Raw genomic sequence first — 13,704 nt, 5'->3', positions numbered from 1 at the left:
ACTTCAGCGCTTGCAGACAGGGCGAGGGAGGTCATCCACCACTTCGCTGCGTTGCCTTCTCCGGGATCAGGCAAGACCCTCGCACGATGGCGTCGGCTCGCTGGGTTTGCCGCGGAAGACGTGTGTCTGGCGAAGGTGCTCGAAGCCCATTACGACGCGCTGGCGATTTTGATGGAGCTTCGTGTGCCTCCACCATACGGGGGCGGGATCTGGGCCGTCTGGGCCGCGGAACCGCCGGGATTCCGCCTTGCGCTCCACGATGTCCAAGGCGCGGCGTGCCGCGCTACTGGCCGCAAGGCGTGGTGCTCGGGAGCAGGCATCGTGGACCACGCGCTCATGACCGCGTGTCGGGAGGACGCTCGAGCGCTGATTTCGCTCAATCTCGATGCAGCGGGCGTGTCCAGCCCTGCCGAGACATGGCATGCCGTGGGTATGGCACGCATTGTCAGCGCGCCGCTCGCATTCGACGCTGCGCCTGCCAAGCTGATCGGCGGAGCAGATGCGTACCTTGAAAGGCCCGGGTTCTGGCATGGAGGCGCCGGCATCGCCGCATGCTGGTACGGGGCTGCGGCAGCGATCGGTGAGACGTTGCGCGTCCACGTGCGTGGGCGTAGCGATCCCCACGCGGCCGCCCATCTGGGGGCCGTAGACGTGGCGCTTTCGGCGGCAGCAGCCCTGTTGCGTGAGACAGCCGCATGTATCGATGCCCAGCCGCTCCAACCCCATCGACACGAGGTTATGCGCGTGCGCGCATGCGTGGAGCGCGCTGCGACGGAGGTCATTGACCGGGTAGGGCGCGCGCTCGGGCCGGGTCCTCTCTGCGAAGACCTGGCCCATGCCAGGCGATGCGCCGATCTTTCAGTGTTCATTCGCCAGAGCCACGCCGAGCGTGACGCGGAGGCGATCGGCCACGCGGCGCATGGGTCAGTGCATGCACCATGGTCGCTCTAGTCGCTCAGGCGTCGTCGCGGATGGACGGCGACACTTGGCAGCCGCCGCGTCTGGATGTTTTGCCCGAGACACACTGGCGCATGCTGCTGGGGCGCGCGGAACGCGTCGTCGTCGTCGCGCCGCACCCGGACGACGAAGTGCTCGGTTGCGGCGGACTGCTCGCCTACGCGTCGGCAGCGGGCCTTCCCATCATGATCGTATCGGTTACGGATGGCGAGGCGTGCTATCCAGGCCATGCTTTCTGGACGCCCGCGCGTTTGCGTGTGGCACGTGCCATGGAACTCGCCAATGCGCTCTCACGTCTCGGCATCAAGCGCAGGGAGATCGTGTCGTTGCACGTGCCCGATGGTGAGGTTCGGGGCATGGAAGGACAGGTTACCGCTGCGCTGGACACGATTCTCCGACACACCGATCTCGTATTGACCACGTGGCAGCGGGATGGACATCCCGACCACGAGGCGGCGTACCGAAGCGTGTCAAGGGCAGCCTGCGCTGCAGGCGGCCTCGTCCTGCAGTTCCCCATCTGGGGGTGTCCATGGCTGGCAACGTCAGCCTCCGATGCTCCAATCGTGAGGCTACGGCTGGACGCACAGGTGCGCATGCACAAGCAGCAGGCGATCGCTTGCTTCGCCACGCAGACGGGCGAGGGGGACGCGAGGCTCGATCGGCCGGTGCTTCCACCTCCCGTAGTAGAACGCTACCAGATGGGGTCCGAGTTTTTCCTATGGTGAGTACGCTCGCTGACTACTTCGATGCGCTCTATCGCATCGAGGATCCTTTCGGATATCGAGGCCGTTGGTACGAGCAGCGAAAGCGCGAGCTGCTTCTGGCCATGCTTCCGCGCGAGCGATTCGCAAGGGGGTGGGAGATCGGCTGTTCCAACGGTGAGCTGACCGCACAGCTTGGCACACGCTGCGACTCCTTGTTCGGAACCGATGTCTCTGCCGCGGCGGCGGCACTCGCTCGTGCGCGCGTGCAGGCATTGCCGCATGTGCAGATTTTCCACTCCTCCCAGCCTTCGGAGTGGATGGAGGGCGAGTTCGATCTCATCGTGCTGAGCGAGATGGGCTACTACTTGGATGCCCCGGCGATGGCGACCTTGGCGGGGCGTGTTGCGACGTCACTCGTGAAAGACGGCGTGCTCGTGGCCTGCCACTGGCTGCACGCATTCGAGGCTGCGCCGCTCCTGGGTGACGAGGTGCACGATCATCTGATCCTCACCCATGGCGAACCCGCTATTCGGTACCGTGATCATGATGTCCGGCTCGACGTATGGGACCTGTCGACATCGTCGATCGCAGAAAGGGAAGGGTTGCGGTGATAGGCGTGGTGATTCCCGCACACAACGAGCAGGATCTTATCGCGGAGTGCCTGCGTTCGATCCACGCCGCGGCGTGTGCTCCCGCGCTGGGCGGCGAGCGTGTGTGCATCGTCGTGTCGCTGGATCGCTGCACCGATGCGACAGCCTCGATCGCATCTGCATGCGGTGCACAGACGCTGAGCACGCATGCGGGCAACGTGGGATTGGCTCGAGCCGCGGGGGTCGATCATGTGCTCGCGCAGGGGGCACGTTGGATCGCCATGACCGACGCCGACAGCCGCGTGCCGCCCGAGTGGCTCGAGCAGCAACTCGCGTATGACGCGGACGCTTTTTGCGGCACGGTTCGCGTTGACGACTGGCTCGATTACGCAGCCTCCATGCCCGAGACCTTCGTCGGCGAACATCCCGTCGTCGATGGCCATCCGCACGTGCATGGGGCAAACATGGGCATCAGCGCCGGGATGTACCGCACCTGTGGCGGATTTCCGTCGGTGGCAGTGAGTGAGGACGTTGCGTTGATCACCGCCGTGGTGCGTCATGGCGGCGTGGTCGCGCGTCGTGTTCAACCCGTCGTGGTGACGAGTGCACGCCGCGACGCGCGCGCGGTGGGTGGCTTTGGCGACTACCTGCAGAAGTTGGAGCTGCGGCTTTCGTCACGCGAGACTGCTTGAGCGACTCGCTGCACGATGCGCGCAATGGGTCGCGGCGCTTGTGGACACGCGATGCCATGCACCTGTCTGAACACGCGTGGCAGACAGTCGGCGAAAACAGGCTCATGTTCATGCGCGAAGTGGCCTACTGACTACACCCCGCCGGCCACTCTTGGCCAGCATGTACACCGAGGATCATCCCATGAAATCGACCCTTATTGGCCTCGCGTTGGCGAGTGCCAGCGCTTTCAGCTTGGCCATTGCTGCGGATCCTCCGGCACGTGATGCCAAGCCGATGGCCAACGACGCCAAGACGACGAAGCACGACACGAAGACTACGGATGCCAAGACCGCACGAGGCACCCATGATCGTCACGTCACCGCCATTGATCAGCCCAACAACCAAGTCGACATCGATCTCGCGGCAGCTGCTCGATCCGCGCTCGTGGGCGACGAATCGCTGTCGACCGCTGCGAAGAACGTCACGCTCATCGCGGCGGATGGCGAAGTGATCTTGCGTGGCACCGTCTCCTCAAGCCAAGACAAGGCGCGCGTCGAGAAGATCGTCGGCGGTGTGGCAGGCGTGAAGCACGTCGCGAACCACATCGACATCGTCGCACGTTGAAACCCCATTCTGTTTACAAGGATATTCCCATGAAAGCTTCCGTCTACTGCACCGCCCGCACTACCGAACAAGCTGAGCTCATCATCAGCGACCTCAAGGCAGCCGGCTTCACGAGCAACGACATTTCTGCGCTGCTCCCCGACAAGCGCACCACCAAGGACTTCGCCCACGAGCACAACACCAAGGCGCCGGAAGGTGCGACCGCGGGTGGTGCAGCCGGCTTGGGCGTCGGCGCGGCACTCGGGTGGCTGGCTGGCATCGGTGCACTCGCGATTCCTGGCGTGGGACCTCTGATCGCCGCAGGCCCGATCATGGCTGCCCTGGCCGGTGGCGCGGTCGGCGGTGCGGCAGGTGGTGTGATCGGTGCACTGGTCGGCATGGGCATCCCCGAATTCGAGGCTAAGCGCTACGAGGAAAAGGTGCGCAATGGCAATATTCTCTTGTCGGTACACACCGAAGACGGCAAGCAGCGCGATGTTGCCAAGGATGTCTTCAAGCGCCGCGATGCGGACGACATCTCCACCGGCTCCGAAGCCAGCGCACCCAAGGTGGCTGCCGCCTGAGACGCAGCGGCAGGTCAAACGTCGGCAGAAGCTTTTTTTGGACGACGCGTGACAAGCAAGAGAGGCTGCGTACGCAGCCTCTCTTGCGTCAAACGTCACGTGGAGAGCCATGCTCGGAAAAGAACCTCAGCATCTCGCGTGAAGCCTCCGGGCCCGAAGCATCCGTGTAGCTTCCGGAGGCATCACCTCCTGACCAGGCGTGACCGCCACCACCGATGATCCAGTGCTCCGCGCTTACCGTGTCGTCAGGGCGACGATGGATGATTCGTGTGCAAAGCCTCCCGCCGTACACGCCCATCTGTTGGAAAGTACTCGAAGATTTTCCTGCTGTGTGGCTACCGTGCTCAGCAGTGAACTGCGCGATCACATCGTGCCCATTGCTCGCGTGCACCGTCGCATCACGATCACCGTGGAACACGATCGCTCGGGGGCCCGAACCCTTCCCGGTGGCACTTTCTCCACCTTGCTTCCGGGCGCCCGTGCGCATGGCGGCGAACGCAGACGCGACATCTCGTGCCGCACCCGCTGGCAAGCCGGAATGCACGCCGATTGCGGCATAGAGTTCGGGATATGCCTGTGCGAGGACGGCGGCCATCGCGCCTCCCGCCGACAGCCCCGCGACGAAAACGCGGCGCCCGTCGAGTTGATGTGTCGCGACGAGGTCTCGCGTCAGAGCAGCGAGTAGTTCGGCTTCGCCTCCACCACGCTTCTGGTCGCGGGGGCGAAACCAGTTCCAGCATCGATTGGGATTCCGATCGGCGGTCTGGGCAGGGTAGGCGACCACGTAGCCCTGCTCGAGGGCGAGCGCGTTCATACGTGTACCGCGCGCGAAGTCCTCTGGCGACTGCGTGCAACCGTGTAGCATGATCAACAAGGGAGCGCCGTGTGTGTTAAGCCCTTCAGGCACGTAAAGCCTGTAATCGATCGCGCCAGCAGGTCCGTCGAAGCGGAGTGCAGTGAAGTCGGTGCTTTCCTGCGAACCAGTAGGTCGGGGCCAAGTGCCGGACGAAGTTTGCGTCCGATCGGCTCGGGCTCGGTTTGCCGGCCTGAAATCCACCACGCTCCACTCTCCGTCGATCGGCGCAGTGTCCGATTCGTGCGCACCGGACGTGGGTTCAACGGGTCGATGGTCATCAATGACCGATACCTGCAGCGTCACGTTGGCGGAAAGTCCCTTTTGCAGTGCGCGGGTGGCCGCATGCAGGTCACCTTCCTTCATGAGGCGCATGGCTTGGCGCATGGTGTCGTTCAATGGATTCATGGGTGCCTTCAAATGATGCGGTCAGCCAACGCGGCCTTGACCTGGGGAGTTGCCTGCAGTGCACCGAGCAGGGCGATCGACTCGATCGCCTCGCGCGCGAGTTCCGGGGAAACATCTGCCGCGATGCGGACCATTCCCAAAGCGCGGACCTGCAAGCGCCGCCCCGAATCGCGCACCGCCTCCAGATCGCATCGAGAATAGTCCTGTAGGCCGAGTACGAGAGTTCTCCTCGAGACCGTCTCCCGGAGCACGTCCGCGTGGACACTCAGTTGATTGCGGATGGCGGTGCGAATGAAGTCGGTACGATTCGAATAGAAGCCTTCCTGAACGAGGAGATCGATCTGACCAAGATCGATGACGCCGAGGTTGATGGTGATCTTTTCGCTGTCGACGGGAGGGCGGGAGCGCTGATCCATCTGACTTTCCTTTGATAGTTCGCCATCCTATCACCATCCATGTGGATGGCAAATGGATGGTGAGCTATCCTTGATGCGCGTTCTCTACATGTGATGCCGATGCTCGCTGAGCTCGCGATCCTCGGGGTTCTCCTGCAACGTCGTGATGGCCTCCTTGAGCCTGACGGCGGAATGACCCCTACGATCGACGCCGAAGCTCTGTGCGCATGGTTCAGTCTCACGCGAGCTTTCGAGGGCATCCTGGGTGGTGAGCGTGGCAACACATCAACCCGTCGCCGGCTCCACATCGAATGCCGTCGCCCACCAGAGCACGCCCTCCTCTCCGGTTACGACATCGAACGTGGTGTTGTCGATGAGCGTGCCGCGGACGTACCGGGCTACGCCATGTTGTCCATCGGCGGTGTAGTAGACGAGTTGCCCGTCGCGTGGCTGCGCATCGGCGAGACTGTGTCGTGATCGCATATGGTTCCCCTGTCTTGTGGCGCCTGTATGCCCGCGGCCTGCTGACCGGATCCCAACTGGGGCAGTGCAGTTCGCGCACATCGTCCGGACTTCAATTCCGAGTAGTTTCAAGCCGGACCAGACCAGCCCTAGGCGCGTCTCGCGTATGTCGCCCGGATGGCGATACGTTGCTGCCCATTGGAACATGATACGTACGACTGTACGATATCAGCCCGTCCAGCCGCTGCCATGCGCGACCTCCTCAATTCCTACGGCCAGCTGGCTCTCGTAGAGCTGGCGTTCGACTCCGCAACGCGAGCCCGTGAGCTCAAGGAGCCTGGACCCTTCACGCCACAGCAACCCCGGAAGCTCGTCCAGGACACCTACTGGCTGCTCCGCGCAGTCTCGAGCATGATCGAGTGGGGACCTCTGCTGCCGGGCGGCAAGCGCAGGCCTGGTCGACCACTGAACAGTCGCGACGAAAGCTTCGAGTCCTGCTTCCTACCGTGGTACGAGAGGGAGAAGGCTGTGCTGCGCGTGATCATCGCCGAGCGCGCGTTACGCGTCGGCTACCCAGAGCGCAGGGAACCCGGCTTCAGGGCCGCCTCGCTCCACCAGCAAGTCGCTGGCCGCGAGGACGACCTACGCATGTTCCTGCAGACGCTCGACGTGCGCTTCGGCCGGCTCAGGCTGCGCAAGCCGATGATGGAAGCGCCATGAGGGCTCGATCCCGGTGGCCACGTGAAAGGTGAGACACTGGCGGACTTCGCCGCCGTCGCGGCACACACCGCACACCTCATGGCTGACACGCCTTACCTCGTCGGATTCGACATGCCCGGCGCGGCGTCGGAGCCTGCCCGCGAAACCATACTGGTCGCACTTCTTGACCGTGCGCCTAGCCAGTCTTGGCAGCAGATTTTCCTGAGCCACGCCGGACGATTCATTGCCGAGCATCGCCTCGCTGACGTGCGCTTGATCGGAAAGCACATCCATCTCGTGGGGTCGACGGGTTGGCTTCGCACGTCCGCGCCGGCCGTTCAGCGGTTGGTTGAGGCCGCGACGCTTGAGGCCGTCAAGCTGTCGCATCAAGAGGTAGACGGCGATTCCAATACGCACGATGTTCGCGCCGCGGAGATCGCCGCGGTATCTCAGGTTCCCGACCTGCAGAAGATCCTCGCGGAGGTGTGCACCGTCACGGGCATGCGCTTCTCGGCCGTCGCACGCGTGACCGAGAACAGGTGGACGACATGCGCGGTGAATGACCTTCTCGATTTCGGGTTGCGCCCCGGTCAAGACCTGATCCTCGAGACCACGATCTGCCGCGAGCTGCGGGCCGGTCAAACTACGAGCTTCGGCGAAGCTAGCAAGGATCCGGTGTACTCCAGACACCACGCCCCACAGATCTACGGCTTCGAGAGTCACATCTCGGTGCCGCTCAATCTCGCTGACGGCACGTTGTTCGGCACGCTGTGCGTGCTCGATCCCAAACCTGCCCAACTCGGCGCCGATGTGCTCGCCCGTGTCGAGTCACTCGCGGCAAGCATTGCGTCGCACCTTCATCTTCATTCCGGCGGCCCGCAGTAGTCCCGTATCGGGGAGCCGGCAGTCAAAGCTTGTGGAATCCTGAACGACCGCCGTAAGCACCATCACATCGCCGGTTTTGCTCATCATTGATTTGGCTCCTGCGTGCGAAATCTCCGTCACCACATCTCGGGGATACGGCGAGGAGCTTCGACGACTTCGGACGCGCCAACGAGCACGCGGATCAGGCCAGCGAAGAGATGCTCGGCATACCCGTCGTCGACGAAGCCTCGGCCGCGTCTGCAATACAGGACGCCCGCCGGGCTTGGGCCGTGCAGCTCGCTGATTCGGTCGGTAGGCGTCGGCGGATTTCCCGCTTCCGCTACGGGTACACGTACGGCGCCACTGGCCTTCCGCAGGCCACCAAGGCCACGACGATGCGCCAGCGAGCGCGTCCGATCGTGGGAACTACCGCTGTGGTGCGGTAGTAGTCATCAGCTTCGGACCGACATGTCGACGCTTGGACTGGCCGTTGGCAGACAAGGGAAGCCTTACGTGCGCATCGCAGACTGGATGCAGTGATTGCTGCAACCTCAGCGCAAGGCACTTGAACAGGGGTAGGGGAGCAGGACTTAGGGACGACTCTTATGACACGGGAACTGCGCACACGGAGATCTAGGCACCGGGGAAAGCATGTCGTGGTGGATTGATGGATCCGTCCGGTAGACTTTTGCCTCCATCACAACGAGCGCGCCGAAAGAATGAGTAAGACGACCTTGGATTCCCTGGCTGCGGCCAAGTCAAAGCTTGCAGAGGAGCTGCGAAAGCTGGAGGAGCAGGAAGCCGAGCTCAGACAACAACACTCGTCACAGGCGTTCGCTGAGGTCATCGAGCGTATCAACGAATACGGCGGGCACTTCACGGCCGAGCAGAAGGCGGAGATATTCGCGGCCGTGCGGCCTAAAGCTTCGGCTAAAGTTAGCGCACCTCGGAAGCAGAAGGCACAAGTCGCTCCCAAATATTGGCTTCCACACAATGGAGAGACATGGAGCGGGAGAGGGCGCACGCCGCGCGCCTTTGCGGCGTGGGAAGGTACGGCCGCCTACAATCAATGGAAGGCCTCGCATCCGAACGAGAAGTTTCCCAAGTATCCAGGCTGAGCCGCGGAAAGAAGCGTCCTTCGCCTGCGAGGGGCGCTTCGTCGCGATTAGGGAGCGTTATCGTGGTTAGGATGTGGCTTGTGCGAGCCCGAGGCTATGTGCTGCTATATGCCCTTTGAATAATTTTACTTATCACGTACGCGCCGGAAACTACTCCCTGCTCATTATTAATCATCCGATAGATGAGCGATGCCGTCCCCTTCTACGGCGAGGATAGCTCGAGGCATTGACGGTTCTTTTATCGAGATCCAGTGTGATACTTCTAGCCTCGGAAGTGTTTAACTCAAGCATGCGCTCGAAGATGTACGCCCCAAGCTCTTGGTGCGGCGCCCCCAATTCCTGCAATCGAAGGGAAACGGTAAGCAGGTGCTCTGTCAGAAGATAACGGGATGAGGTGTTGTCGAAGAAATCGTCTTCGACTGCCTCCAGCAGAGATCGCACGACGTTGGCAACGATCAGGGGTGCGGCTTCCAGCATCGAGACCAAGCACTCCCCAAAATTGTTGCAGGCAACTTGCTTGAGCAGGCCGGGGCGAACCGCTAGATGCTCGAGCAATCCGCGGCTGGCCGCGTCCGGCTTTAGAAGTCGTCGGGCGAATACCCAAGCTGCTGCTGCCACAACCTTGTCGTCGTCCGAATCCAGCAAACATAGCAAGTAGGGCTGGATCCGAGGACGGAAGGCCACCTCATGCCACAACTCGGCAGCGGCATAGGCCATGCCGGTGCGGCATTGAATCAGGAATGGCTCATCATCCGTGTCCTTAAGGCGTTGCCCCAGCAGCTCTTGCAGGTCTGGTTCGTCGTCGCTCTTCAGAGCGAACCGCAGCATGAGGATCTCACCTGCACTCTGGGCCGCAAAGGCTTTCCGCATTGCGCGCAGTGCGTCAAATAATTTGTTGGCAGTTGCCGCCGAGATCCAATGCTGGCTGTTTGCAACTAGCATTATGCCAGTCTTAAAATTGCAGAGCCTGGGATGGGATTGAAACAACTCCAGTAGGAAGCACTGTGCTCGGTCATGCTCGGCACATACCAGCCATTTCAGATCGATTGCGAGGGCTCCCCAGACCTGCGGATGTTCTTCGCGGCCCACATGTGTTTCCAGCAGGGACAACCACTCTTCGGTAAGCGGGGGTTCCTGTGAAAGGCAGGCGTGGGTTAACGCCGAGAGAATGGGATAGTTGCCGCTAGGCACGATGAAGAGGCCACCGTGGCTCCACAGGATGCTGCCGGACGCATCCTTGTCTTCGGCATTGTCTTCGGTCTGGGTGCCGTTGTCGGGATCGTCCTGCAGCCATGAGGTCAACAGATCGAACAGGTCCTGTGGCAGTGGTGTATCGGCACTCACGACCGCGCCGGCGGCATACGCCGCATCCCTGCGGAACTCCAGACCATCAAAGCCCTTGTGGTTCAACTCCAATATGAGCGAATGCAGCGCGGTAGCGTCGTGCTTGCTCTCTCCAAGCGCTCGCAGCACGGCGCCGACCGCGATTTCGTTGTTGTCCGGGCGCATCTGGCGTATGAGGCGGATGGCCTTGTCCGGTAGGGCCTTGGCGAGCTCAGCCAGTTCACGGCTTGCCTGTATCACGCCGCCACGCATGCGATGCCTGGGATGATCCCACTGCGTCTGATCGGTGAGTTCGGCAAATAGACTGAGGATGTCTTCCTCCGACGCCCGTTGCATGCTCGTGGCGTCCATAGGGCTGTCGATCCTGCTGAATCCGGAAATGCGGACGTCAGCGTCGTCCAGGCCCGGGAATGCACGCTCCTCCTCGGCGACATGGCGGCAGCAGGCTGCGCTCATTCGTTCAGGTGGGATGGCCCGCAGCAGGCGTAACCGATGCTGGCGTGTCCATTGCAAGCGGTGAAGACGCGTCTTTGCATCGTCATCGGGAAAGTAGATGTATCGGTTCCAGCCACGGATGGCCCCTTCCAGTTGCTGGATCTGCTCTTCGTCGAGGTGCGGCGAGACCGCACGGATGAGGCGCTTGGTGTCGCCATGTGCATCGCGAAAGCTGCCAATTACCAGACGCCTGGGATCCTCGAGCAGGAACTCGACCGCTTCGGCGGGGTACCGCGGGGCCGCCTGCTGCAGACCCAGCGCAAGCAGTCGCTGGACGGGCATCAGGTCGGAATGTCGATTGGAATGCAGAAAAGCAAGAAAGTCCTCGGGATGACGTTCTGCCAGCAGTTTTGTTCCGGCGATCACAGCCGAGATGAACGGCTTCTCTCGACGCGGTTCGTCATCGTCGAGATCGGGAAAATTCATGTCGACGCTTCTGTATCCGACGACGAAATCATGAGCATCCTGCGACAGGAGCCGGATCGACTTCAGCACCCAAGGCCAGACCGTCGACATGAACTCTCGCGGTGCGGCTTCAGCGACTGCCCGCAGGTCGTGCAGTTCCTGCCCGTTCAATATCTCCGCGAGACGCACCGCCTCTTCTACGGACTGCCGCACGTCGCCAGTCTTTTGCCGCAGCCAGGCATCAATTAACAGCGGCGCCTGACTCGGATCCGCGCCGCTGACGACGCTGAGCATGTGGTTCGCCTGCCAGCCCGAGATCTCAGTCCTGGCAAGAATCTGCCGGCATAGGGCGATGCAGTCCGCGTTCCAAGCCGGCAATTGCTCTAGCACGAACCAAGTCAGCGGATCCTTCTCCGAGCTTGCTTGCCAATGGTCCCGAATCAAGTCCATTACATGGGATTGCCGGGAAGGCAACGCCCGAGACAGCACCGGCAGCGCGAAGCGGGCATCCTCGAGCGGCAGTCGCATGATGTGCACCAAGTGGTCGTTCACTAGCCAGTCAAACCAGCCCGGGCTTCCGGGAACCGTGGCGAGGATGCGGCGCCGGTACCAGCCGTCGTCCCACTTCTCCGCGACCAAGGCCGTCTCGTTGGAGTCGGGATCCTGCAGTTGGCCGAGGAACTCGATCAGCAGCATCTTCAGGTGCGGGCGAAGATTGGCGTGCCAGAGCCGTTCGATCTCCCGAGAATAGGTGGGGCGGTCGACTGCACGCAGGTAGGCGACCGAGTGCCAAAGCAGCGGTCTGATCCGCAAGCTTTGCTGGCGCGCCAACACGGTATCGGTGAGCTGCCCGGGTGCGTCGACGAAGCTTCGTGCGCGGATGTACTCGTAGAGCGTTTGATGCCGGAAGCCGACGCGACCACCCTCGCAGAGCAGGATGCCGGACCTCGAGAGTCGTTGTAGTTCGGGGTGGAAGGCATCGAACAGAGCCTCCGGCAACCAGAGGACTTCCCGCTCTGCCATGCGCGCAGTGATCTCGTACAGCGCCGTGCGCGAGCGCCCGCTCACGTCGGATAGGACCTCCTGTTTCCACAGCTCCCCAAGCATGTGTTGGTACCCGAGCAGCAGATCTGCCTCGTCGGTGGTATTGATCAGCTGCAGGAACAGGTTCAGGGTCTGCGGCGATCGCAGGTCCTCGCGGATCGAGGCGTTCCATCCTTTGGCGTGAATGTCATATTTCCCGAGTGTTTCCTCGACGTTGTCCCACGTGGGCAGATCGAGCGTCATCGTCTCTGCATCGAGATTCCGCAACCGTGTGTCGTGCTGATGCTCGAACACCCGGCAGGAGGCAACGATGTGAACGTTCTGCACGCCCGAAAGCCCGCGAATCAGGTCCATGGGCGCACGCAGGCGCGTGGAGTGCTGCACGACCAGATCCGCAAGCGCATCCAACTGGTCAACAAGGACGAGCACTTTCGTGGACTTGGCCAGCGCGACTACGCAATCTATCGGATCGGCGGGCAGGTTTAGATGGTCGCCCAGCGAAGGCGTGTCGACGACGTCCTCGGACAGGTAATCCGCCTTGATCGCGAGGACAGGGATGCCTAGCGCGGCCTGCTCCCGCGCGAGCCTGGCGAGCAGCGCCGATTTGCCGCAGCCAGGCTCACCGAGTACGAGCGTCAACGAGGCCGGCTCTTCGGTGATTCGTTCGCAAAGCGCGTCAAGCTCGGGCCGCTCCAGCCAGTCGTCGTTGGGCAGCGTCGTCTTCCAGTCCGCCAAGTCGGCCGACGCTGCGGCAAAGCGGTTGGACACTTGGGCCGAGTCCAGCGAAGTGGCGTTGCGAATTAAGCCAACACTGCGCTCATCCAACGCCTGCAGGATCTGGTCGCGGTCTAGCGGTCTAGGTGGAGCCCGCAGCCCGCTCTGGTTGCCACGCGCTATTGCGGTGAGCACGTCGGCTGCGATCTCGGGGTCATCGACTTGAAACTGTAGTGCTGAGAGGTTGACGGCTTCCCACCCTTCGAAGTTGTGCGCGCTGCCGATTTGGATGTGTCTGACCAGATCGAAGGCGCTATCAACGGGGCAGTCCAAGACACCTTGAAGCCTGGCAAGAGCTGCTTTGAGTTTGGAGCTGGCTTGCGCTTCGAATACCTCGTGGCTCGCGTAATCTCGTGTACTCTCGACGAGAGCTGCCAAGTCGCCGAACGGCGTTTGCGAGCAGAACTCGATAATTGCATCCGGCGTCTTCTGCAGCTGTCGGCGTGCCTTGACCAATTCTTCCTTCAGATCCGAATCCGTTATCTGCCAATTGCGGTGGTTCGGGTGATTCTTCTTTGCCTGTATGTGCCGGGTCGTGCCGCTGGAATAGGTAACGACGATGTCGTCCACATCGACGGTCTCGGACTTACCCGGAAGAGCTATGGCGTCCACTTGCACGGAGACAATACTCCGGTCGGACAGTAGCCTGATTAGCCAGTGCACGGCGACAGCCAGCTGGTACTCGTCTCCACGGTGGGATCTTCTGGCGGCGATGCTCATGCGTTAGACCGAT

Annotated in this window: 13 protein-coding genes; 10 read left to right on the top strand and 3 right to left on the bottom strand. The window is 62.0% G+C overall.

The window, feature by feature from the left end; genetic code table 11:
• Nucleotides 1-321 precede the first annotated feature (321 nt).
• From ACQQ2N_RS17235 to ACQQ2N_RS17210, 6 genes are all read left to right on the top strand, one after another.
• A complete protein-coding gene (locus ACQQ2N_RS17235; protein ID WP_440222801.1) occupies nucleotides 322-951 on the top strand; it encodes a dehydrogenase in 630 nt (209 codons plus the stop codon).
• Nucleotides 952-971: 20 nt separating this feature from the next.
• Nucleotides 972-1,682 (top strand): PIG-L deacetylase family protein, encoded by a 711-nt coding sequence (locus tag ACQQ2N_RS17230; RefSeq protein WP_440222800.1) that lies wholly within the window; start codon nucleotides 972-974, stop codon nucleotides 1,680-1,682.
• Entirely contained in the window at nucleotides 1,676-2,272 is a 597-nt protein-coding gene (locus ACQQ2N_RS17225) for an SAM-dependent methyltransferase (protein ID WP_440222799.1), read from the top strand. Before ACQQ2N_RS17230 ends, ACQQ2N_RS17225 begins: the two co-directional genes overlap by 7 nt.
• Nucleotides 2,224-2,943: a glycosyltransferase gene (locus ACQQ2N_RS17220; protein ID WP_440222798.1), complete on the top strand. Its 720-nt coding sequence runs from the start codon at nucleotides 2,224-2,226 to the stop codon at nucleotides 2,941-2,943. The genes ACQQ2N_RS17225 and ACQQ2N_RS17220 overlap by 49 nt, the downstream gene beginning before the upstream one ends.
• A 181-nt stretch (nucleotides 2,944-3,124) precedes the next feature.
• The gene (locus ACQQ2N_RS17215) at nucleotides 3,125-3,547 is read left to right on the top strand and encodes a BON domain-containing protein (protein ID WP_440222797.1); all 423 of its coding nucleotides are present in this window, start codon (nucleotides 3,125-3,127) and stop codon (nucleotides 3,545-3,547) included.
• 29 nt (nucleotides 3,548-3,576) lie between these two features.
• Nucleotides 3,577-4,110, top strand: coding sequence for a hypothetical protein (locus ACQQ2N_RS17210; protein WP_440222796.1), 534 nt, complete (start codon nucleotides 3,577-3,579; stop codon nucleotides 4,108-4,110).
• An 88-nt stretch (nucleotides 4,111-4,198) separates the two neighbouring features.
• On the opposite strand, the gene ACQQ2N_RS17205 is transcribed toward ACQQ2N_RS17210, so the two are convergent.
• Both ACQQ2N_RS17205 and ACQQ2N_RS17200 read right to left on the bottom strand, forming a co-directional pair.
• Complete coding sequence (locus tag ACQQ2N_RS17205; RefSeq protein ID WP_440222795.1) at nucleotides 4,199-5,371, bottom strand: extracellular catalytic domain type 1 short-chain-length polyhydroxyalkanoate depolymerase; 1,173 nt, start codon at nucleotides 5,369-5,371, stop codon at nucleotides 4,199-4,201.
• An 8-nt stretch (nucleotides 5,372-5,379) separates the two neighbouring features.
• Complete coding sequence (locus tag ACQQ2N_RS17200; RefSeq protein WP_440222794.1) at nucleotides 5,380-5,787, bottom strand: hypothetical protein; 408 nt, start codon at nucleotides 5,785-5,787, stop codon at nucleotides 5,380-5,382.
• A 99-nt stretch (nucleotides 5,788-5,886) separates the two neighbouring features.
• On the opposite strand from ACQQ2N_RS17200, the gene ACQQ2N_RS17195 reads away from it, so the two are divergent.
• The 4 genes from ACQQ2N_RS17195 to ACQQ2N_RS17180 all read left to right on the top strand — a co-directional run bounded on the left by ACQQ2N_RS17195 (nucleotide 5,887) and on the right by ACQQ2N_RS17180 (nucleotide 8,909).
• Complete coding sequence (locus ACQQ2N_RS17195; RefSeq protein ID WP_440222793.1) at nucleotides 5,887-6,243, top strand: hypothetical protein; 357 nt, start codon at nucleotides 5,887-5,889, stop codon at nucleotides 6,241-6,243.
• A gap of 234 nt (nucleotides 6,244-6,477) precedes the next feature.
• Entirely contained in the window at nucleotides 6,478-6,948 is a 471-nt protein-coding gene (locus ACQQ2N_RS17190) for a hypothetical protein (RefSeq protein WP_440222792.1), read from the top strand.
• Between the two features lie 21 nt (nucleotides 6,949-6,969).
• Entirely contained in the window at nucleotides 6,970-7,812 is an 843-nt protein-coding gene (locus tag ACQQ2N_RS17185; RefSeq protein WP_440222791.1) for a GAF domain-containing protein, read from the top strand.
• Between the two features lie 698 nt (nucleotides 7,813-8,510).
• Nucleotides 8,511-8,909 (top strand): H-NS histone family protein, encoded by a 399-nt coding sequence (locus tag ACQQ2N_RS17180; protein ID WP_440222790.1) that lies wholly within the window; start codon nucleotides 8,511-8,513, stop codon nucleotides 8,907-8,909.
• A 171-nt stretch (nucleotides 8,910-9,080) separates the two neighbouring features.
• Here ACQQ2N_RS17180 and ACQQ2N_RS17175 read toward each other — a convergent pair whose 3' ends face one another.
• Nucleotides 9,081-13,691, bottom strand: coding sequence for a hypothetical protein (locus ACQQ2N_RS17175; RefSeq protein WP_440222789.1), 4,611 nt, complete (start codon nucleotides 13,689-13,691; stop codon nucleotides 9,081-9,083).
• Nucleotides 13,692-13,704 lie beyond the last annotated feature (13 nt).

The sequence above is a fragment of the Dokdonella aquatica genome (assembly GCF_051987395.1).
Lineage (GTDB): Bacteria > Pseudomonadota > Gammaproteobacteria > Xanthomonadales > Rhodanobacteraceae > Dokdonella.
This window is presented reverse-complemented; position numbering and strand designations above follow the sequence as displayed.